Origin of the sequence: Catenulispora rubra, from assembly GCF_015356825.1 — a bacterium.
Classification (GTDB): Bacteria; Actinomycetota; Actinomycetes; order Streptomycetales; family Catenulisporaceae; genus Catenulispora; species Catenulispora rubra.
In genome coordinates this window covers 1-22,919 of the sequence record NZ_JAACYW010000054.1, presented here as the reverse complement: position 1 = coordinate 22,919, position 22,919 = coordinate 1, and the positions used below count along the sequence as shown (strand labels likewise).

10 protein-coding genes are annotated in these 22,919 nt (G+C 71.5%); 8 read left to right on the top strand and 2 right to left on the bottom strand.

Annotation, left to right across the window (positions count from 1 at the left end; translation table 11 throughout):
* Position 1: 1 nt before the first annotated feature.
* On the bottom strand, positions 2-1,321 hold the full coding sequence (locus GWK61_RS17565) for an aminotransferase class I/II-fold pyridoxal phosphate-dependent enzyme (protein WP_228562477.1): 1,320 nt from the start codon (positions 1,319-1,321) through the stop codon (positions 2-4).
* Complete coding sequence (locus GWK61_RS17560; RefSeq protein ID WP_194909462.1) at positions 1,321-3,579, bottom strand: putative bifunctional diguanylate cyclase/phosphodiesterase; 2,259 nt, start codon at positions 3,577-3,579, stop codon at positions 1,321-1,323. Before GWK61_RS17560 ends, GWK61_RS17565 begins: the two co-directional genes overlap by 1 nt.
* A gap of 167 nt (positions 3,580-3,746) precedes the next feature.
* Between GWK61_RS17560 and GWK61_RS59570 the strand changes: the two genes are divergently transcribed.
* The 8 genes from GWK61_RS59570 to GWK61_RS17520 all read left to right on the top strand — a co-directional run.
* Positions 3,747-7,139, top strand: coding sequence for a DUF4132 domain-containing protein (locus GWK61_RS59570; RefSeq protein ID WP_194909461.1), 3,393 nt, complete (start codon positions 3,747-3,749; stop codon positions 7,137-7,139).
* Positions 7,136-10,369: a DUF4132 domain-containing protein gene (locus GWK61_RS17550; RefSeq protein ID WP_194909460.1), complete on the top strand. Its 3,234-nt coding sequence runs from the start codon at positions 7,136-7,138 to the stop codon at positions 10,367-10,369. Before GWK61_RS59570 ends, GWK61_RS17550 begins: the two co-directional genes overlap by 4 nt.
* Positions 10,366-13,782 (top strand): DUF4132 domain-containing protein, encoded by a 3,417-nt coding sequence (locus tag GWK61_RS17545; RefSeq protein WP_194909459.1) that lies wholly within the window; start codon positions 10,366-10,368, stop codon positions 13,780-13,782. Before GWK61_RS17550 ends, GWK61_RS17545 begins: the two co-directional genes overlap by 4 nt.
* The gene (locus GWK61_RS17540) at positions 13,779-17,165 is read left to right on the top strand and encodes a DUF4132 domain-containing protein (RefSeq protein ID WP_194909458.1); all 3,387 of its coding nucleotides are present in this window, start codon (positions 13,779-13,781) and stop codon (positions 17,163-17,165) included. Before GWK61_RS17545 ends, GWK61_RS17540 begins: the two co-directional genes overlap by 4 nt.
* Before the next feature lie 179 nt (positions 17,166-17,344).
* Positions 17,345-18,379, top strand: coding sequence for an ATP-binding protein (locus tag GWK61_RS17535; RefSeq protein ID WP_194909487.1), 1,035 nt, complete (start codon positions 17,345-17,347; stop codon positions 18,377-18,379).
* The gene (locus tag GWK61_RS17530) at positions 18,379-20,766 is read left to right on the top strand and encodes a DUF5682 family protein (RefSeq protein ID WP_228562476.1); all 2,388 of its coding nucleotides are present in this window, start codon (positions 18,379-18,381) and stop codon (positions 20,764-20,766) included. Before GWK61_RS17535 ends, GWK61_RS17530 begins: the two co-directional genes overlap by 1 nt.
* A gap of 143 nt (positions 20,767-20,909) precedes the next feature.
* Positions 20,910-22,022 (top strand): VWA domain-containing protein, encoded by a 1,113-nt coding sequence (locus GWK61_RS17525; RefSeq protein ID WP_194909486.1) that lies wholly within the window; start codon positions 20,910-20,912, stop codon positions 22,020-22,022.
* On the top strand, positions 22,019-22,919 hold a 901-nt coding region (locus GWK61_RS17520), incomplete at its 3' end, for an SWIM zinc finger family protein (RefSeq protein WP_194909457.1). The genes GWK61_RS17525 and GWK61_RS17520, both read left to right, overlap by 4 nt.

Genomic DNA, 22,919 nt, shown 5'->3' with positions numbered 1-22,919 from the left:
GTCAGTGCCCTGCGGAACCGGCCGCGCCGCCGTTGTGCCCGTGCCCGTGCCCGTGCCCGGACCCGGACCCGTATTCGGACCCGTATCCGTGCCCGTGCCCCTCGGCCTTGCTCAGCATCGGCGCCAGCTCGGTCAGTGTCGCGTTCAACTGGTCGATCTCCTCGTCCGTGTTCGCCGCGGTCACCTGGATCCGGAAGCCGGCCTGGTCCCTCGGCACCAGCGGGTACGCCGCCAGTGTGACGTAGATGCCCCGTTCCCAGAGGATCGAGGCGATCTCGTCGATGTCGGAGGGTTCCCGGGCCGGCAGCTCGATGATGGGGAACCCGCTGCGGTTCGGCGTGTAGAGCCCGAGCTTGCGGACGTGGTCGATGACCCGCGCCGTCTTGTGCCACAGCCCGCCGCGGATCACCTCGCCGCGCTCCCGGTTCACCTTCAGCCCGGCCAGGACCGTGGCCAGCGATGCCGTCGGCGACGGGCCCGAGTACAGATACGGCGCCGCCGCGAACTTCAGGTACTCCTTCATCTGCGTGGGCAGCGCCAGGAACGCCATCAGCGAGGAGTACGCCTTCGAGAACCCGCCGACCAGCACCAGCCCCTCGTACGACTCCCCGAGGTGCCGCACGATGCTGTTCCCCAGCGCCCCGTACGGCGAGGTCTCCGCCGACGACCGCTCGCCGATCACGCCGAAGCCGTGCGCGTCGTCCACGTACAGCAGCGCGCCCTCGGCCCGGCAGATGTCCGCGATCGCCGCCAGCCCCGGCTCGTTGCCGGTCATGCTGTTGATGCCGTCCATGCACACCAGCCGCGGCAGGTCCTTCGGCGCCTTGCGCAGCGCCACGGCCAGGCCGCCGAGGTCGGTGGCGCGCCAGCGGTGCAGGGTGGCGCCGTTGCCGCGGGCCACGGAGCTGCCGTCGTAGATGGTGCGGTGCGCCTGCGCCTCGCAGAACACCGTGCCCTTGCCGGCCAGGACCGGGATCACCGTCATGTGGATGTGCGTGATGGTCGGCAGCACCAGCGTGTCAGGGGCCTGCAACAGGTCGGTGAGCTGCTCCTCGATCTCCAGGTACGGCTTGGGATTGCCCAGCAGCCGCGACCAGCTCGGGTGCGTGCCCCACTTCGCGATCAGCTCCGCCGGGGCGGCCATGATCTCCGGGTCGACGTCGAAGCCGAGGTAGTTGCAGGAGGCGAAGTCGGACAGCCACTCGTCGCCGATGCGGATCCGCCGGGGTTCGGCGCGGTCCTGCTCCTCGATGACGGCGTCGTAGAACCGCGTGGTGTCCTTCAACCGGGCCAGCTCGGCCCACACTTCGTGCCGCGCCATCAGTTCTCTCCCATCTCTATGGCGGCCCGCACACCGGACGTCTCCGCCAGCGGCACCGCCGGCGAGTAGAAGAAGCCCTGTGCGTAGGCACACCCCATGTCGCGCAGCAGGTCCCGCTGCGCGATGGTCTCGACCCCCTCGGCGACCACGGCGATGTCCATGGTCCCGGCCACGTGGATGATCCCGCGCAGCAGCCGTTCATGATCCTTCTTGTCCGCGATCCGGTCGACGAACGACTTGTCGGCCTTGATTAGGTCGAACTTCAGGTCCCGCAGATACCCGATCGAGGAGTAGCCGGTCCCGAAGTCGTCGATGGCCACGCGCACCCCGAGCAGCGCCAGCCGCTGCAGGTCGACCAGGGCGTCGGCGGTGGCCTCGTGCAGGAAGACGTTCTCGGTGATCTCCACGGTCAGCCGGTCCGCCGGCAGGTCCGCCGCGCGCAGCGCCGAGCGCACCGTGTCGACGAACCCGCCGCCGCTGAACTGGTGCGGGGAGACGTTCACGGCCACGTACCCGAACCCGGCCGCGGCGGCGTCGGCGGTCGCGCGCCGCAGGATCCAGGCCCCGATCGGGGTGATCTGCCCGGTCTCCTCGGCCACCGGCACGAAGTTCCCCGGCGCCAGCAGCCCCAGCTTGGGATGCCGCCAGCGCACCAGCGCCTCGAAGCCGGCCACCTTCGGCGGGCCCTGCAGCTCCACGATCGGCTGGTAGTGCAGTTCGAACTCTCCGACGGCCAGCGCCCGGTCCAGGCCGGTGCGCAGCGCCAGGCGTTGCAGCGCGGCGTCGTACAGGCTGGGCTCGAACAGCCGCCAGGTGCCCTTGCCGTCCGCCTTGGCCGCGTACAACGCCAGATCGGCGTTGCGGAACAGCACCTCCTCGGTGCCGCCGGCGCCGCCGGGGCTGGTCGCCACCCCGATGCTGGCCCGCACCGGCACCGGCGCCCCGGAGAGTCGGAACGGCTCGGCCAGCACCCCGATCAGCCGCTGCGCCAGGGCCACGGCCGCGGCCTCGGAGGCGCCGTCGGACAGCAGCACCGCGAACTCGTCGCCGCCGAGGCGCACCGGCAGGTCGCCGGGCCGGACGGCCCCGGCTATCCGCGACGCCGCCGCTATCAGCAGCTCGTCGCCGACCTTGTGGCCCTGGGTGTCGTTGACCTCTTTGAAGTTGTCCAGGTCGATGAGCAGCATCGCGGCCACGCCGCCGCAGTCCTGGGCCCGGGCCAGGGCGCGCTCGGCCCGGTCCTGGAAACGCAGCCGGTTGCCGAGGCCGGTGAGCGAGTCCCGGTAGGCGCGGTGCTTCAGCTCGCGCAGCATGGCCCGGGTGTGCGCACGGTTGTCCAGCTCCCGGGTCTGGCGGCCGGCCAGGTAGAGCCGCAGCAGAACGAGCAGGAACATCAACGCCGAGGTCACGGCGATGACCGGGCCGTCGCTCAGGTCCGTCTCCAGCGACTCGATCATCAGCACGCTCGGCGCGACCAGGGCCGCGACCGCCAGCGGGAGCACCCGCGCGCGGTCCGCGCCGCGCCGGGAGCGGGCCACCGGCTCGGTGAGCTCGGTCATCGACGGCGAGAGCGCGGCCGCCGCCCAGGAGCCGTAGAAGATCACCCAGCCCAGGTCGGCGGGGGTGCCGACGCGCCACTGGCCGTACAGCCGGACCAGCGCGTAGGCCACGTCGGACCCGGTCAGCCCGAGCACGCCGAGCAGCAGCAGCCGCACCGCCGGCCCGCGCAGGGCCCCGCCGGTGGCCAGCCGCGCGCTCACCGCCAGCAGCATCACGTCCCCGAGCGGATAGGCGATGGACACCGCGCTGCCGGTCCAGGACTGCGCCCGGTCGTCCACGGTCGGGGTGATGATGTAGACCCACAGCAGCAGCGCCGCGGCCGTGGTCAGGATGACGGCGTCGATCAGCGCCGCCCGGTCGCGCAGCGGGCTGCGGCGCCGCACCATGAGCAGCACGCCGGCCGCGGCCAGCGGGTAGGTCAGCAGGTAGATGGCGTCGGCGATGGAGGGGAACGGCTCGACCCGGTCGAAGACGTCGGTCAGCAGGTTGTACGCGGTGTCCCCGCTGACCAGCGTCAGCATCGCCCCGGCCAGGAAGTACCAGGCGCGCGGACTGCTCGGGTGGTAGCGGCAGACCCCGACCAGCACCGCGCCGACCCCGCCCAGGCCGATCACGGTCCAGGTCAGCAGGTGCAAACTGGGAACCGAGTAGTAGAAGACGGTCCACAGCGCCATGAATGCCGCGAACCGGAGCGCCATAGGTTCGAGGGGATCATGCACCCGAACGGGTCAGCAACTTGAGGGCTACGTGCGGATGACGCCCATCCGGTGCTGTTCGGGGCTTCGGTGTCGAGACCTTGCCACCCCTGTCGGTTTGCCTCGCTAGGGTCGTCCCATTCGGGCGGGCGATTGGCTTGGGAGGGCTAGTGGGGAACGTCCTGGAACCGGTGGACGCTGTCGCAGGGTTGTTCGACAAGCGCTTTGATCCCCGGTCGCTGGTGATATCGCGCCGTGACGGCAGGTCGGCGGCTCCGGACGCGGTCTTCGAGCCGGTCGCGGACGCCGTCGCAGACTTCGACCGGGTGTTCGCCAAGGCCGCGAAGACCGTCGATCTCGTGCTCGGCCACGACGGCACCGACGGCGACCTCGCCGCGGCGATGCGGGAGCCGGAGTTCGGCGATCTGGCCGCGATGACGTCGCAGCAGGCTGCGATCGCCGCTGCCGTGGTGCTCTACGACGCCCCGAAGAACTACGAGCCCTACGTTCTGGTCGACGCCTGGGCCGCCGCGCGCGGCGTCCCGTTCGCCGCCGCCGCGACGGTCGAGCTCGGCGGCTTCGGGGTCTTCTTCCAGAGCAAGGGCCAGAAGATCCCGGCCCTGTGCCGCAAGGACCATGACGCGGCCCACGCGCAGGAGCGGTTCGCGATGGCCGCCCGGATGCGTCGCCACCTCGCGGCGGCGGGCGACGACGACTACGCCGCCACGGCCACTCTGGTCAGTGCTCTGCGAAGTCCGGCCGTGGTCCGCAACGCCTTCATCTCCTTCCTGTTCCCCGAGCGCGACGACTGGGTCGACGAGGACGTCGCCGGGCCGCCCGGCCGCGGCTGGCAGATCCGCGACGGCGTGGCCGCCTGGCTGCTGATCGGCGCGGTGACCACGGCCCGGCAGGCCGAGCGGCTGACCAGGTGGGTCCACGCCGACGCGCTGCGCCTGTGCTCGGCGGCGACCGCGACCATGGTCGCCACCGTCGGACTGGACCTGATCCCGGCGATCGCGAGCTGGGCCGAGGACTACTGGGACGGGGTCGAGGCCCGGCAGCGCGTACAGCGTCTGCTCGCCGGCTTCGACAGCGACGAGGCCTTCCTGGCGCTGCTCGGCCAGCTCGAATACCGCGGCACCGCGGCTGTGCTCGCCGAGGCCGCGCAGCGCTTCCCGGAGCGCGGCGTCCGGCTGCTCGCCGAGGCCGCGCCGGACCAGCCGGCGGCGCGCACCACGGTGGAGCGGGTGCTGCGGCTGACCGTCGTCAGCCGGCCGGAGGCGGCCCGCGCGGTCGCGGCGCAGCTGGCCGAGGAGCCTCGCGCGCGCGTGGAGAAGATGGTCAACGCCGTCGCCGCGCCGCTGCCCCCCGTGGCCGCCGAAGTTCTGCCAGACCTGCTGACCACCCCGCCGTGGGAGCAGGCGCACGAGGTCGTGAAGCCGGTCGTCATCAAGGGCCTGACAGCTCCGACCAGCGCGGACGTCGTCTGGTTGAACGATCAAGAGCGTGCGGACTGGCGCGCCGACACCCTCGGCGTGCACCACCGCGAGGACGAGGACTGGGGCAAACGGCTCGCCAAGGCCCTGGGCCACCGCAACGCCTACCAGCTCATGGTGATCGTCATGCGAGGCCCGGAAAAGGAGGCGCGGCAGGCCCTCCGGAACCTCTCGGACGGCTACTCCTACGACGCCCTCGCCTGGTGCAGCACCGCCACCGCGCGCTTCGGCCTCGACGCGTTTCCCTCCGTGATGAGCGCGGTACGAAGCAGCCCGCTGGTGAACGCCGAACTCCTGCTCCCGTTCGCCTGCTCCGAGACGGCACCGCTGGTCGCGGACTGGAACCTGCGGCTGAAGACGCTGCGCGCCCCGGGCCAGGCCTGGATGCGCCGGCACCCCGTGCTGACTGCTCGAACCCTGATACCCGCGGCGATCGGGAAGGCCGGCCGGGCCCGCCAGGCCGCCGAGACCGCGTTGCGCTTCCTGGTCGCCGAGGGGTTCCAGGAGGAGGTCCGCGCGGAAGCCGCGACGTACGGCAGCGAAGCCGAGGCCGGTGTCGTCCAACTGCTTGCTCAGGATCCGTTGTTCGCTGTGCTGCCGAAGACCATGCCGGAGCCGCCGAGCTGGGCCGAGCCGGAGAGCCTGCCGCAGCTGCTGGTGGCCGGCCGCAAGGAGGCGCTGCCGCAGTCGGCGGTGCGGAACGTGGTCCGGATGTTCATGATTTCCACCGCTGACGACCCGTACCTCGGCCTGGAGACCGTCAAAGAACTCTGCGACGCCCGCTCGCTCGCCGACTTCGTCTGGGGCCTGTTCGAGAACTGGCAGACCGCCGACTACCCGGCGAAACAGTCCTTTGCGATGGACTCGCTGCGCTGGTTCGGCGGCGACGAAGCCGTCCGTCGCCTCTCCCCGCTGATCCGCGTCTGGCCCGGCGACGGCGGCCACGCCCGGGCGGTCGCCGGTCTGGACGTGCTGACCGTGATCGGCGGCGACACCGCGCTGCTCCACCTCTACGGGATCTCGCAGAAGGGCAAGTTCCGGGGGCTTAAGGAGAGCGCGCAGGAGCGCGTCGAGGCCATCGCCAAGGAGCTGCGCCTGACTCGCGATCAGCTCGGCGACCGGCTGGTCCCGGACCTCGGCCTGGACGGCTCCGGCTCGATGGAGCTGGACTACGGCCCGCGCCGCTTCCGGGTCTTCTTCGACGAGCAGCTCAAGCCCGGCGTCACCGACGAGAGCGGCAAGCGTCTGAAGTCCCTGCCCAAGCCCGCCGTGTTGGACGACGCCGAGCTGGCGCCGGCCGCCCACCAGCGGTTCAGCGGCCTGAAGAAGGACGTGCGGACCCTGGCCTCGGACCAGATCACCCGGCTGGAGCTGGCGATGGTGGCGCGCCGCCGCTGGACGAAGGCCGATTTCGAGGAGTACTTCGTCGGCCATCCGCTGCTGCGCCACCTGGTCCGGCGGCTGGTGTGGTCGGACTTCCGGCCGGACGGCACCGGGGTGCGCGGCACGTTCCGCGTCGCCGAGGACGACTCCTACGCCGACGTCGACGACGACCCCATCACGGTCGCCGACGACGCCCTGATCGGCGTCGCGCACCCCGTGGACCTCGGCGACGATCTTCCACGCTGGTCGGAGCTGTTTACCGACTACGAGATCCTGCAACCGTTCCGGCAGCTCGGCCGGCCGGTCCTGACCCTCACCGCCGAGGAGGAACAAAACAGCCTGCTGACTCGCTTCGCCGGGATCCGGACGCCCGCCGGCAAGGTCCTCGGCCTGGAGCGGCGGGGCTGGCAGCGCAGCGCTCCGGGCGACGGCGGCTGGCAGGGCTACCTGCTGCGCGCGCTGCCCGACGGCCGCACCGCGGTGGTCGAGCTGGAGCCCGGGTTCGGCGCGGGCTGGGCCGGCGACGCCGACGACCAGGAGCTGAAGAAGGTGTGGATCGGCGGGAAGGACCACGACCGCTACAGATACTGGCGCCAGGACGGGAACACGGATCCGCTCTCGTCCCTGGACCCGGTGACCGCCTCGGAGATCCTGAACGACCTGAGCGAGGTGACCGCACAATGACCGGCGACCTGGAACTGCCGAAGGACTACCAGCGGGTCAAGGCGATCGCGCGCGGCCGGTGCCGTCCCGATCAGGTGCCGCCGATCGACCGCGAGGACGTGCAGCGGATGTACGAGCGGCGGCAGGGAGTGGTCGAGGCCTCCAAGTCGACCATCGAAGCCGCGCTGAACCATCCCGGCAGCGACAAGCACAGCGTCGAGGCGATGCGGGGCGTGGACTTCGGCGACCTGACGGCGATGACGCCGCGCCAGGCCGCGCTGGCCGAGGGCACCCTTGAACGTCTGGAGGACTTCGGCGTCGATTTCGTCGTCGGTGTCTGGAGCCACGTGCGGGGCGTGCCCTTCGCGCTGGAGGCGTTCATCGATTTCTGCCGGCTGGGACCCCGCGAGCGTTCCACCCTCCTGGACCTCATGACCCCGGTGCGGCAACTGCTGGACCTGGTGCGGTCGGCGCCGGACGACGTCCACGCCGAGGCCATGGCCGTCGCCGAGCACTCGCGCGCGATGGAGCGCCAGGGCCGGGGTCTTGCCCGGGCCCTGACCACCTTCCTGTTCCCCGAACGCACGGACTGGCTTGAGGCGGACTTGGCGGCGGCGCGCAGCGGCGAGATCCCGGCCGCCTCGCTGCTGCCGTCGGTCGCCACCGCCGAGCAGGCGCGCACGATCGGCGAGCTGCTGCGGGCCGGCGAGAAGTGGGCGTGGAACGGCGACGCCGCCGTCGAGCTGACATTCCTGTCGGTCGCCGGTGCCGAGGCTCTGCCCTTCCTGCTCGCCTGGTACGACGGCCAGCCGGGCCAGGGCAAGGGCTTGAACGAGAGCAGGCATCAGGCCTTGGAACTGATCTCCCGGATCCCGGGCGATGCCGCGATGCAGGCGCTCGTCGAGCGGTATAACGGACGGTCCGAGTCGCTTGCCTACCTGCACGCCGCTGCGTTGCGTTTCCCGGACACCGCACTGCGGGTGCTGTCCGCGATGGAACCGACCCCGGCCACGACCCACGTCATCGCCGTTCTCACCCGAATGGCTCCGACCGCCGCGTCCGAGACGCAGATTCCTGACATCCTGTCCCAGCCTCCATGGTCGGACCCGAAGACCAAGCGGCCGAAGCCGGTCCAGGTCGCGGGCCTGACGCCGCCGGCCGACGTCGAGGCCGCCTGGCTGCCCGGGGAACGCGAGCGCTGGCTCGGGCGCGGGGCCGGCTGGGAGCCGAGCCAGGGCTGGCCGGCGATCGCCGAGCAGGTCGCGGCGTGGCGTACCCAGCCGGCGCAGCCCGACGACCCGATGACGCCCGTCGCGCTCTACTTCGCCGCCTACGCGCCGCCGGAGCTGGTGCGGCCGATGCTTGAGGACGGCTGGCAGCCGCCGTTGCGCCGCGTCGACGATCGGGCGCAGTCGTTCGTCGCCCGCTACGAACTGCTGGCGCTGCCCGCGGTGCTGGCGATCCGCGGGCTGCCGGCCGTCCGGGGCCGGCTGCTCCAGCCGTTCGTCAGCGCGGACATCGCCGCCACCATGGTCGCGGGAATGACACGGCGTCGCAGCGTGGCCCGGGGCACGGCGCTGGGCTGGCTGCGCCGGCATCCCGAAGCCGCCACCCGCTGCCTGCTGCCGGTCGGGCTCGGCAAGGCGGGCCAGCTGCGGCGCAACGCCGACGCGGCGCTGCGGTGGCTCGCCGCCGACGGCACCGACGTCGTGGGCGTCGCCTCCGGTGCGTACGGCGAAGCCGTCGGCGTGGCTCTCAAGGAACTGCTCAGCGACGGCGGACTCGGCACCTATCCGCGCAGCATGCCCGACACACCGATGTGGGCCAGATCCTCGGTGTTGCCGGAGATCCGGCTCAAGGACGGGACGGGAGTGCTCCCGGCGCGCGCGGCCCAGAGCGTGGTGGAGATGCTTCAGATCTCCAAGCCCGAGGCCCCGTATCCCGGCCTGGAAGTCGTCAAAGAGCTCTGCGACGAGTCCTCGCTCGGCGAGTTCGCCTTCGCGCTGTTCCACAACTGGCACGAGTGCGGTTCCGATTCGTCCGAGCGCTGGGCCTTCGACGCCCTGGGACAGCTCGGCGACGACGGCACCGTGGACCGGCTGGAGCCGCTGATCGGGCCCTGGACCACGGAGCGCGACTACGGGCTCGTCGGCGACGCGCTGACCGTGCTGGGCATGATCGGCGGCGACCGGGCCCTGGCGGCCCTGCACTCCGTGGTCCAGAAAGGGCGGCGCAAGCCGGTCCGGCGCCGGGCCGAGCAGCGGTTCCAGGACGTCGCCGCCTCGCTCGACCTCGACGCCGACGAACTCGCCGACCGCGTCGTCCCGACCCTCGGCCTGGGCCCCTCGGGCACGCTCCGGCTGGACTACGGCCCGCGCTTCTTCCACGTCGGCTTCGACGAGCTGTTGCGGCCCCGGGTGACCGACGAGGCGGGCAAGGTGCTCCCGCGGATGCCGCGGCCGGTCAAGAACGACGACCAGGAGCTGGCGAAGGCGGCGTACCTGCAGTTCACGGAGGTCAAGAAGGCCGCGCAGATCATTGCCGTGGACCAGATCAAGCGGCTGGAGAAGGGCATGTTCACCCGCCGGCGCTGGGAGCCGGAGGGCTTCGCCGCGCACATGGTCGCGCATCCGCTGCTGCGCCACATCACGCGGCGTGTGGTGTGGGGCGTCTACGGCTCCGACGGCGCGACCATCGGCTCCTTCCGGATCGCCGAAGACCTCAGCTACGCCGACGTCCACGACGCGCACTACGAGATTCCCGAAGGCGCCGTCATCGGCGTCGCGCACCCGGTGGAGCTCGGCTCGGCCGTGGCGGAGTGGAGCGATCTGTTCGCCGACTACGAGATCCTGCAGTCGCTGGACCAGCTGGGCCGCCCGGCGTTGGAACTGACCGCCGCCGAGCGGGCCGGCCGGACGCTGAAGCGCTTCCAGGGGATCGTTCTGGACCCGAGCGTGATCGTCGCCCTGGAGCCCCGCGGCTGGTCCAGCGGCCCGATGGGCGATCCGCCGATGTGGTCGCGGTTCCTGCGGCCGCTCGGCGAGGACGACCGGTACATGATCGTGGACATCTCGCCGGGGCTGAAGGGCGCCGTGGCGGAGGGCTCCGGCTACCAGACCATCGACCGGGTCTGGCTCAGCGTGGCCGGCCAGCACGCCTCGATCGACCAGCACTCGGTGCCGCTGTCCGAACTCGACCCCGTGCGGGCCTCGGAGATCCTGCGGGACCTGGCGGAGGTGACGGGACGATGAGCATCGTCACGGTCGATGGCGAGACTGTGTCGCAGGATCCTGAGGACGTCTTCGAGCTGGCGGGCTTCTATGGCGGCACCTCACCGCTGGACCGTACGTGGCAGCCGCTGGACGAGCCGCTGGAGTTCCATGTACAGGCCGAGCACGTCCTGAGCCTGCGCCGCCAGAACCCGGCGGACTACGAGGCGGCGGTCGCCGCCGCCCTGTCCTCGTCGGCACCCACGTTCGCGACTCATTTCGGGCACGTCCCGGACCCGGCGGCGGTGCTGGCCGGTGTCGATGTCGCCGACCTGGACGCCCAGACCCCGCTCCAGGCCGCCCTGGTCGATTCCATACTGCTTCCGGAATCCGTTTACAGCGCGTCCGTGATCGATCTGTGGACGAAGGGCAGAAGCCTGGCCTTCGCGATGGAGGCCTTCGCCGAGTACAGCGCCATCATGGGCCTGGTCAACGGGGACTTCTTCGCCCACGTGCCGGGAAACAATCACTTCCGTCCGCGGTGGGCGGTCCTGCGGTTGCTGGAGCGCGTGCGCGGGGCCTCGGCGGTGGACCGTGCCGAACTCCTGGCCACGGCCGAGCACATGCGCCGGGACGAGCCCGGTCCGGCGACCCGGTCCCTGACCTCGTTCCTGTTCCCCGAGCGGCCCGAGTGGTTCTGGGCCGATCTCGACGCGGCGGACCGCGGAGCGCCGTCGTTCGTCGCGCTGCTGCCGTCGGTGTCGACCGCGGCTCAGGCGTCCGCGCTCGCCAAGCGTTTCAGGGGGCTGACGGACTGGCAGTGGGACGGCGAATCGCATGTCGAGCTGACCTTCCTCACGGTTGCCGGAGCCGAGGCACTGCCGGTGCTCACCGCGTGGTGCGATTCCGGCCACCGGTGTCCGTCCCCGCGCAAGGGACGTCCGCAACCGTGCCCGATCCACCGGCGCTCGCTCGGCCTGATCGCCCGGACGCCGGGCGACGCGGCGATGTCCGTGCTCGTCCAGTGGATCGACCGGGACGGGGTGGGCGAGCGCCTGCAAGCCGCGGTCAAGCGGTTCCCCCGCCGGGCGCTGCGAATCCTGGCCGAGGCCGCGCCGACCGAGGAGATCACCCGCCTGCTGACCATGGTCGTGCTCGACGATCCCGACCGGGCCAGGGCCGAGGCCGCGCGGGTGAGCCCTGAGGCGTGGGAAAGGATCGAGGCGCTGCTCGACGACGACACCCCCGACGTCGAGGCGCTCGATCTGCCCGAGATCCTGGCCGCTCCGCCGTGGCGGGACAAGAAGCGCAAGCGCGCGAAGCCGGTCGTGATCGAGGGCCTGACCGCGCCGGCCGAGGTCACCGTCGACTGGCTGCGCGGCGAGCGCGAAACCCGGCTCACCTTGCACGGCGCCGGCTGGACGCCGGAGCAGGGCTGGAAGGCCGTCCTGCCGGAGATCCTGGACGGCACCGCCAACGAACACCTCGCCACTTACTTCGCCGCGTATGCCCCCGACGAACTGGTACGTCCGCAGCTCCTGGCCTGGCAGCCGCCGATGCGCCAGGTCACGGACCGGGCCCGGACGTTCGTCGCGAAGTACGAACTCCTGGCGCTGCCGACGGTGCTGTCCCTGACGCGGTTCCCGGCGGTGCGGGCGCAGTTGCTCCAGCCGTTCGCGAGCGCGGAGATCGCCGCGATCATGGCCGACGGACTGGTGCGGCTGCGCTCCGTGCGGACGTACGCCATCTCCTGGCTGCGCCGGCATCCCGAGGACGCGGTGCGGGGCCTCGTGCCGACCGCGCTGGGCAAGCCCGGCAAGCTCCGGCAGAACACCGTCGCCGCGCTCCGGTGGCTCGAAGCCGACGGGGTCGACGTCGTGACCATCACGCAGCAGACCTATGGCGAAGAGGCCGCCACCGCGGCCAAGGAGGTCATGGCGGACCGGGGCATCGAGGCCTGCCCCCGCACCGTTCCGCCGTCGCCGATGTGGGCCCGCGCGGCGCTGCTGGCCGAGATCCGCTTGAAGGACGGCAAGACCCCGCTTCCGCGCAGCGCCGCGCAGGCGGTCCTGGAGATGCTGATGTTCTCCAAGCCCGACGCGCCCTACGGGGGCCTGGAGATCGTCAAAGAGCTCTGCGACGCGACCTCGCTCGCGGAGTTCGTCTGGTCCCTGGCTCAGACCTGGGACCTGGCGGGCGGCGACGAGGAGGACCGCTGGGTCGTCGGCGCGCTCGGCGTCTTCGGCGATCAGACCACGGTCGCGCGGCTGGAGGAGCTGATCCGGGCCTGGCACCGCCGGTCCAAGCCGGAGAACGTGTGCGACGGCCTGGACGCGCTCGCCATGATCGGCGGCGACCGCGCGCTGACGGCCTTGCACGGCTTCGCCGGCCGCTCGTGGACCATGAAGCTGAAACGCAAGGCGCGGACGACCTTCGAGGACGTCGCCGAATCCCTGGACCTGTCTCCGGACCGGCTCGCCGACCGGCTGGTCCCGACCTCGGGGCTGACCGCCGAGGGCACCGTCCGGCTGGACTACGGCAGGCGCTGTTTCGACGTCTCCTTCGACGACTACCTGCGACCCGTCGTCACCGACGAGGCCGGCACCGTGCTGCGGACAATGCCCAAGCCCGGCAAGCGGGACGACGCCGAGCCGGCCGCCGCGTCCTACAAGCGGTTCACCACGCTCAAGAAGCAGGTCCAGGACGGGGCGCAGGAGCAGGCGGCCCGGATGGAGAGGGCGATATTCCAGCGCCGCCGCTGGATCCCGGCGGAGTTCGCCGAGTACGTGGTGCGCCACCTCGTGCTCGGCCGTATCGCGCGGCGTCTGGTGTGGGGCGTGTACAGCGAGGACGGCGTGCTGCTCGGCTCGTTCCGGATCGCCGAGGACCTGAGCTTCGCAGACGTCGACGACGCGCACTACGAGGTCCCCGAAGGCGCTTTGATCGGCGTCGCGCATCCCGTCGACCTCGGACTCACCTTGGGACGCTGGTCCGAGGTGTTCGGCGACTACGAAGTCCTACAGCCGTTCAACCAGCTCGGCCGACTGCCCTTGGTGCTGGACGCCGAGGACAGGGCCCGCAATCGCCTTGTGCGGCAGTACATCTCGCCCGACGTCGTCGCCAGCGCCCCCGCCGGGTACGAGGTCCGCTTCGGCCCGACGAAGTTCGAACTGCTGGCGACCCGGGGCTGGCACCGCGGCCCGATCGCCGACCGGCGGTGGGCCCGGCTGCTCCGGCCGGTCGGCGACGGGAAGTGGGTGGTGATGGACCTGGTACCGGGCCTGGAGGCCGGCGCCGTGGCATTGTCGCCGCTCCAAGCCATCACAGCGGTCTGGCTGAGCGCGACCGGCAATGACCCCGACATCGAGCGGCACGCGCTGCCGCTGGCCGGGCTCGACGCGCTGTCCGCGTCGGTGGTCCTGCGCGACCTGGAAGAGATATGGAAGGACCGATGACGGTCACCGTGGACGAGGAGTTCGTCCTGCCGGAACGCTTTCGCGCGAAGGTGCTTCGGCGCCGGGGCGACGGGGGCGTTCCGACGCCGATCGACGAGCCGCTGAGCTCGCTGGTCGAATGGATGGACAGTCTCCGCCAAGAGGCCGACAGGTTTTATCAGCACGCCATCGCCGATCCGGGGTCGGAGCGGGATCTGGTCGAGGCGGCGACGCAGCCCGGCTTCGACACGCTGACGACTGCCTCGCCACTCCAGGCCGGGCTGCGTGTGGCGCTCATTTTCGGCGCCGCGAAGTCCGTGGTGCCGCGCCGCTTCGTGGACAGCTGGGTCCTGGGCCGCGGCCACGCCTTCGCGGTCTGTGCGGTGGCCGAGTTGCATGGGGTGTGTGCCATATCGCCCGACTATCTACACGGTAGACCTCAGAACCCGCAGTTTCTCCGCGGTCCGGAGCCCCATGAACGTGACTTCCGCTGGAGGGTCGCCGCACGTCTGCTCGCGCTGCTGGCCGATGCCACTGATGCCGAATACGCCGATGCGGCGGCCGCGGCGACTGAGTACCGCGACGGCAGCCGCGACCAGCGGGCGCTGACCTCGTTCCTGTTCCGGGAGCGCACCGAGTGGGTCGACGCCGACCTCCGGGCCGCCGAGGTGCTCGACGGCCGCAGGGACGTGGACCTGGCCTGCTGCCTGCTGGCCGCCGCGCTCACCACGAGCGATCAGGCCCGGGAGTACGTGGCGCGTCAGCCGTGGCTGTACTGGCCCAAGCCGGAGGAGACGCTGCCGACGGTGCTGGCGTCGGTCGGCCCGGCGGTGGCACCGTTGCTCGTTCCGTGGCTCGACGAGGAGTGGCTTGTCGATGGTGAGCTGCTTGCCTTGTTCTCGGAGCTGGGAAGTGAGGAGTCAATTCGGGCCTTGATAACTCGCCTCGGAGCGAAGGGGGTACAGGGTTCCCTGCTCGCCGGCGGCAAGCTGTTCCCGCGCCGCACTCTCCGCGTCCTGGCCGAGACCGATCTCGGCCCGGGCGAGGTCGTCTGGGCCAAGCATGTGACACATGCGCTGGCTCTCCACGCGAACGCCTATCCCGAGCTGGCCCGGGAGGAGCTGCCGACGCTCAGCCCGGACGCGCGAGCCCGGGTCGAGGCGGCGCTCGATCCCCCGCGTGCCCTTCCCGACGCTCCATCGGCGACGCTGCCGAAGGTGCTCGTCGCACCGCCGTGGGTCAACCGCGACACGGCGGCTGCGCCGGTGGTCGTCAAAGGCCTGACAGCACCGGCCGGGGCGTTCGCGGCGTGGGCCGACGGCGAGCGTGAGGAATGGCTGGCGACGTGGTTCCGCGACCAGCGTCACCCGACCGAGCCGGACGACGCCGTCATCGCGGCCTTTCTCGCCGACCAGGGCGATTACCGCAGCGACTGGCGGCAGATCGACGGCGTCTGGCGACAGATCAACTACGCACGCTTCTTCTGCCGCGCGGCCGACGAGCTGGTCCGTCCGCTGCTGGAGGCCGGAGGGCAGCCTCGCGCTCGTGAGCGGGACGGCTGGGCTCGGGTGTACCTGGCCCGGTTCGAGGTCCTGGGACTGCCCATGGCCCTGAAGGCCGCCGCATCGCACCGCCTGGGACTGATCCAGCCGTTCCGCAGCCCCGAGATCGCCGCCGCTTTCGCCGTGGCCCTCACGCAGCGCACGACCGGCCGCGCCGACGCCGTCCGGTGGCTCACCCGCCACGCGGACTACGCCGCCGAACAGCTGATCCCGGCGGCCGTGGGCAAGCCGGGCAAGGACCGGCAGGCAGCGGCCCGGACAGTGCGCTGGCTCGGCGACAAGGCGGGTGTCCACGTGATCGCGATCGCGGCCGAGACCTACGGCGACGAGGCGGCAGCAGCCATCAGAATCCTGATGGAATCCGACGGCGGCGAGGAGCTGCCGAAGACCCTGCCTGAGGCACCCAGGTGGGCGGAATCCTTTTCGCTGCCTCAGATCGCGCTCGCCGACGGCGCCTCCGGCCTGCCTTCGGAAGCGGTCCGCCACCTCGGACAGATGCTCGCTCTGTCCAAGCCGAGCGATCCGTACGACGGCATCGCAACCGTCAAAGAACTCTGCGACGCCGTGTCGTTGCGTGAGTACGCCTGGGCCCTGATGGAGAACTGGCGGATGGCCGGATATCCGAGCGAGTGCGCGTGGGTCCTGCTCGCGCTGTGCTGGTTCGGCGACGACGAGATCGTGCGTCGGCTGGATCCGCTGATCCGCGCCTGGCCGGGGGAGAACGGCCACGCTCGCGCGGTCAAGGCGCTGGACGTCTTCGCCGCGATCGGCACGGATCTCGCGCTGACCACGTTGTCCGGCATCTCCCAGCGCCTGAAGTTCAAGGCCCTGAAGGACCGGGCCGGGGAGAAGATCGCGGAGATCGCCGAGGGCTTGGGCCTGACCGCCGAACAGCTCGCCGACCGCGTGGTCCCGGACCTCGGCCTGGACGCGAACGGGGCGATGACGCTGGACTTCGGGCCGCGGCGGTTCGCCGTCGGGTTCGACGCCGAGCTGAAGCCGTGCGTGCGCGAGGAGTCCGGCAAGCATCTCAAGGCCCTGCCGAAGCCCGGCGCGAACGACGACTCCGAGCTGGCCGAGGCGGCCGTCCGGGACTTCTCGGCGCTGAAGAAGCGGGCCCGCACCGTGGTCGCGGACCAGGTGGCGCGGCTGGAGCGGGCGATGGTCCTGCGGCGGCGCTGGGACGCGGCGGAGTTCTCCGCCTTCTTTGTGCGGCATCCGCTGGTGCGCCATATCGCGCGGCAGGTGGTGTGGGGGACGTTCGACGCGCGGGGCGTGCTGGTCGCGACCTTCCGCGTCGCCGAGGACCTGACGTTCGCAGACCTCGACGACGAGCTGTTCACGGTGCCCGACGATGCCGTGATCGGCGTCGCGCATCCGCTGGACCTCGGCGACCTGGTCGGACGCTGGTCCGATGTGCTGGCCGACTACCAGATCCTGCAGCCGTTCGCGCAGCTCGGTCGGCAGCCGCACGTCCTGACCGACGCCGAGCGCGCGTCGCTGGTCCTGAACCGGTTCGACGACATCGGGATGCCGGCCGGCAAGGTGGCCGGGCTGACCCGGCGCGGCTGGGTGCGCGGCGAGCCCTGGGACAGCGGCATCGAGGTCTACATCGCCCGGCCGCTGCCCGATGGCAGGGTTCTGTTCGCCACCCTCGACCCCGGGATCGCCGTCGGCAATATCGCGGAATCGGAGGACCAGACCTTCGAAGGCGTGTGGATATCCCGCGACGGGTCCGGCTACTGCCTCCCGGTGCCCGAACGGTCGGACCCGTTCGGCACACTCGACCCTGTGACCGCATCCGAAATACTTCGCGATCTGACTGAGGTGACCGCACAGTGACCGCCAAGAACACCGCCGGGACGGCCGCGGCACAGTCCTCCGGAGAGCCGGCCCCGGCCGGGGACCCGGGCCCCGAATCAGGCTCCGGCTCGGGTTCGGGCGCCGGCCCGGGTCCCGGTTCGGGCGCCGGCGGCAAGCGCGTCCAGCGCCCGGCCGCCGAGGTCCGCTACGCCGACGAGCTGGCGCGGCTGCGCGCCGGCGACTCCGGCGAGCGGCCGCCGGGCTGGGCGCTGAGCCTGCGCGCCGCGCGGCGCTTCATCCTCGGCGACGAGCGGGTCGGCATCAGCCGCAAGTTCGTCGGCGACCCCTCGCTGATCGATCGCGCACTGGTCTCGCTGGCCACCAGCAGAGGCCTGATGCTGGTCGGTGAGCCCGGCACCGCCAAGTCGCTGCTGTCGGAGCTGCTGGCGGCGGCGGTCAGCGGCGACTCGACGCTCACCGTGCAGGGCGGCGCGGCCACCACCGAGGACCAGATCAAGTACTCGTGGAACTACGCCTTGCTGGTCGCCGAGGGCCCTTCGACGAAGTCGCTGGTCCCGGCGCCGCTGTACCGCGGCATGACCGAGGGCCGGGTGGTGCGGTTCGAGGAGATCACGCGCTGTCCGCTGGAAGTGCAGGACTGCCTGCTCTCGCCGCTGTCGGACCGGGTGATGGCGGTGCCGGAGCTGACCGGTGAGGACGCGCTGGTCTTCGCGCGCGAGGGGTTCAACGTCATAGCGACGGCGAACACCCGGGACCGCGGCGTGAACGAGATGAGCGCGGCGCTCAAGCGGCGCTTCAACTTCGAGACCGTGTTCGCGATCACCGACTTCGCCACCGAACTCGCGCTGGTCGAGCAGGAGGCGACGCATCTGTTGCAGGGCTCCGGCGTCACGGTGCCGCCGCGCCGCGATGTGCTGGAGGTGCTGGTCACCGCGTTCCGCGAGCTGCGCGAGGGCAAAACCGACCGGGGCGACGGGATGGAGCGGCTGTCGTCGGTGATGAGCACCGCCGAGGCGGTCTCGGTGGCGCACGCCGTGGGCCTGCGCGGCTGGTTCCTGCGCGGGGACGCCGGGACGGCCACGGACATCGTCGAGTGCCTGGCCGGGACCGCGGCCAAGGACAACGCCGACGACCTGGCGAAGCTGCGCACGTATCTGGAGCAGCACGCGCAGCGGCGCAAGGGCGACCAGTGGCAGGAGCTGTACGACGCGCGGCACCGGCTGCCCGGCTGATGACGTCCTCTGAGAAGGTGGCTCCGCCGCCGGCCTCGACGGCGAGCGTGGACGTCATCGGGAACCTCACCATCGTCGGCGTCCGGCACCACAGCCCGGCGTGCGCGGGCCTGGTCCGCGAGGCGATCGAGCGGCTGCGGCCGGCGCACGTGCTCATCGAGGGCCCGTCGGACATGAACGACCGGATCGGGGAGTTCCTGCTCGGCCACGAGCTGCCGGTCGCGGTGTTCACCTCGGTGCGGGACGGCTCGCTGGCGCGAGGCTCGTGGTCGCCGTTCTGTGAGTACTCACCGGAGTGGGTCGCGCTGACCGAGGGCACGCAGGCCGGGGCCGAGGTGCGGTTCATCGACCTGCCGGCCTGGCATCCGGCGTTCTCGGTGCTGACCAACCGGTACGCCGACGCCGAGCTGCGTTACACACAGGTTGTGGACGAGCTGTGCCGGCAGTTCGGGATGGACAACATCGACACGCTGTGGGACCACATGGCGGAGATCGAGGCTTCCGAGGTGCCGTCGGCGGAACTCGGGGAGCGGCTGAACACGTACTTTGATCTGGTCCGCTCGGCGTCCGACGCCGATCGGGAGCCGGGCGACCAGGCTGACCGGGACCCGGGCGACCAGGGCGAGCCGACGTCCGACGAGATCCGCGAGCAGTACATGGCGCGGTGGATCGCGGCCGCGCTGCGTAAGAGTCCTGATCGGCCGGTGCTGGTGGTGTGCGGCGGGTTCCACCGGCCCGCGCTGTTGCGGCTCGCGGGTGAGTGCGAGGACGCCGGATGGCCCAAGCTTGACCCGATACCGGTCGATTCCGCCGTCAGCTACCTGGTCCCCTACTCCTTCAAGCGCCTCGACGCCTTCGACGGCTACCAGTCCGGCATGCCGTCCCCGGGCTACTACCAGCGGCTGTGGGAGCTGGGACCGCGCGCGGCAGCCGCGGCGCTGACCGAGGAGGTCGTGCACCGGCTGCGCGGCCGCAGCCAGCGGGTCTCGACCGCCGACCTCATCGCGGCGCGGGTCAACGGCGAGGGCCTGGCGGCCGTGCGCGGCCACCGGCATCCGGCCCGCGCCGATCTGCTCGACGGTCTGGTGTCGGCGCTGGTCGGGGAGGCGCTGGACCAGCCGCTGCCCTGGACTGGGCGCCGGCTGCTGGCGCCGGGGACGCATCCGGCGGTCGTGGAGATGGTCGCGGCGCTGTCCGGGGACCGGGTCGGGCGGCTGCACAAGGACACGCCGCTGCCGCCGCTGGTGCACGACGCCGAGGCGGAGCTGGAACGGCACGGGCTGACGGATAAGAACTCTGTGACGCTTGATCTGACGGTCGTCGCGGAGCGGGATACCTCGCGGTTGCTGCACCGACTCAGGGTTCTCGGTATTCCGGGCTACCGGCGGGTCTCCGGACCGGATCCGGCTGCCGAGGACAGCACTTTCACTGAGGAGTGGCGGATCACCGCCGAGCAGGACCGGCTGGCCGCACTGATCGAGGCCGGCGGCTACGGCCCGACGGTCGAGCTGGCGGCGACGGCGCGGCTGGGGGAGCGCGTGCAGGGCGGCGGGAACCTGGACGCCGCTGCGAAGGCGCTGTTCGACGCGGTGCTGTGCGGGATCGAGGACTGGTCGCGGGAGGTGCTGGGCTCGCTGGCGCTGTCCGTGGGCGCCGGCAGCGATCCCGAGCCGTTGGGCGAGGTGCTGGCCGCCGTGCTGGGCCTGTGGCGGCACGACCAGCTCCTGGATGCTCAGCAGTCTGAGACGTTGGGGATCGTCATCGGCGCTGCTGTGGACCGGCTGTTGTGGCTGGTGGAATCGGCGCCGGGCTCACCGGGGGCGCCTGCCGCGCCGCGGCGGATCGCCGCTGTTCGGTCGGTGCGGGACGCGGTGCGGCACGCGGCGGCCCGGCTCGGTCTGGACGCGGTGCGTGCGCTGGAGGTGATGGCGCGGATCGCGGACAACACGGAGGCCGGGCCGGATTTGCGGGGCGCGGCGTTCGGGTTCGGCTGGTCGCTGGGCACGCCGCCGTCGGACGCCGAGCGCACGATCCGGGCCGCCGGGAATCCTGCGAGCCTCGGGGACTGGCTCGGCGGGCTGTTCGCGCTGGCGCGGGAGCAGTGCCTGGAGGAGGCGTCGGTGCTGACGGTGCTGGACGATCTGGTCACGGCGATGACGGATCGGGACTTGCTGGTGGCGTTGCCGGCGCTGCGGCAGGCGTTCGCGTACTTCCCGCCGCGGGAGCGGGAGACGATCGCCGGGCAGGTGCTGCGGTTGTACGGGGTCGAGGATTCGGCGCGGTCGTTGGTGCGCGGGAAGCTGGACGATCCGTTGGCCCTGGCGCGAGGACGGGAGCTGGACAGCCATGTGCAGGCGGTGCTGGAGCGGGAGGGGCTGGTCTGGTGAACGTTGTTCCGCAGGGGCCTGATGTTGTTGGCGCGGTGCCTGGTCCCGGCGTCGGGGCTGATGCCGGTGCCGGTGCCGGTGCCGGTGCCGATGTCGATGTCGAGAAGGCTGCTGATTCGGCTGCCGCGTTGGAGCGGTGGCGGATGATCCTCGGCGCCCCGGCGTCGGCCGGCACATCGCTGAGCCCTGACAACGCCTCGCGCGACGCGGCTCTGGACTGGCTGTACGGCCGCGACGACGACCTCGCGCAGCGTGGCGTCCGCAAAGGTGGCGCCGGTTCGGGCGGCCCGAAGGGTCCCGGCGGCAGCGAGGACTCGGTGCTCACGACCGTCGACTGGCTGGACGGGATCACGCGGCTGTTCCCCAAGGAGACGGTCGAGCGGCTGACCCGGGACGCGGTGGACCGGTATCAGATCCATGACATCGTCACCGACCCGAAGGTGCTGGAGCGCGTCGAGCCGAGCCCGGCGCTGCTGAAAGCGGTGCTGCGGACGAAGCACCTGATGGACCCGAAGGTGCTGGAGCTGGCGCGCAAGCTGGTCGCGGCGGTGGTCGCGGAGATGATGCGCAAGCTGGCCACCGAGGTGCGCGTGGCGTTCTCCGGGACCCGGCTGCGGCGGCCGTCGCAGGTGCGGCTGGCGCGCAACTTCGACGTGAAGCGCACCCTGCGCGGCAACCTCGGGCACTACCAGCCGGAGGAGCGCAAGCTCTACATCGAGGACGCGCACTTCTTCACGCGCTCCCGCCGGCACGTCGACAACTGGCAGGTGATCCTGCTGGTGGACCAGTCGGGGTCGATGGTGTCGTCGGTGATCCACTCCGCGGTGACGGCGGCCTGCCTGTGGGGGCTGCCCGGCGTGCGCACGCACCTGGTCGCGTTCGACACGTCGGTGGTCGATCTGACCAGCGACGTCACGGACCCCGTGGACCTGCTGATGAAGGTGCAGCTCGGCGGCGGCACGGACATCTCCCGCGCGGTGAGCTACGCCGGCGAGCTGGTCGCCAACCCCCGCCGCACCATCGTGGCCCTGATATCAGACCTCTACGAAGGCGGCAGCGACGCGGGCCTGCTGCGCGGCGCCCGCTCCCTGATCGAGCAGGGCTGCCGCTTCCTCGCCCTGTGCGCCCTCGACGAGGACGCCAACCCCGCCTTCAACCGCGAGATGGGCGAACGCCTGGCCGACCTCGGCGCCTTCGTCGGCGCCATGACCCCCGGCGAACTCGCGGCCTTCGTCGCCGAGGCGGTGAACTCATGACCACCCGCGCGGACCTCCTGGCCCTCACCGAGGACGCCCTGGTCTCCCTGACCAACCGCGGCCTGTACAAGCGCGCCGCGAAGGAAGCCGCAGCCGACACCGGCCCCACCATCACCGAGGACGCCGACGCCATCCGCGGCACCTTCCCCGACGGCGTCATCTGCGCCCTCCCACCCGGCGGCCTGGAAGCAGCGGCCTGCACCTGCGGAGCCTCCGGCGCCTGCCGCCACGTGGTGGCGGTGGTACTGGCCTACCAGGCCACAGCCTCGGACGGCACAGAAGAGTTCGAACAATGGTCGCCATCAGAATTCACCGACGACCACCTCGAAACCCTCCTCGGCAAACGCAACTTCGCCACCGCCCGCCGCCGCCACGCCACCGGCTACCTGGCCCGCGTCCACCCCGCAACCGCCACCGAACAGGTCCCCCGAGTCGAACTCCCGAACTGCTCAGTCCGCTTCCTGGTCCCCCACGACCTGGCCTACGCCCGCAGCGACGCCCGCGACACGAAGGAGGCCATCGCGCTTGCGGTCTGGGCCTGGCGCGCTTGGGAGGCACTGGGGAGCGAGGCCGGGGATCGGCACTTTGCGGTGGGGGGTGGCGCGGCTTCAAGTACCGCTGGCGGGCACGCGGATGATGACGCTGATGACGCCGGAGTTGATGACGCGGCAGCTACGCCGGACATGGCTGCCGATCTTGGTGCCGATGCTGTTTCCGGTTCCAGTTTTGCCGCTGGCGGTGGTATAGCCGATGGCGTGGCAGGTCCTGGCATCGCTGGCAGTCTTGGCGACAGGCAAGTCGGCTCCAGGTCTGATGTCGGCGGCGCAGCTTCGCCTGATTCGCTCGCAGGTTCCGGCGCGGATCTCGTCGCCGCGCCCCGTCCTGCCGCCCCCGCGA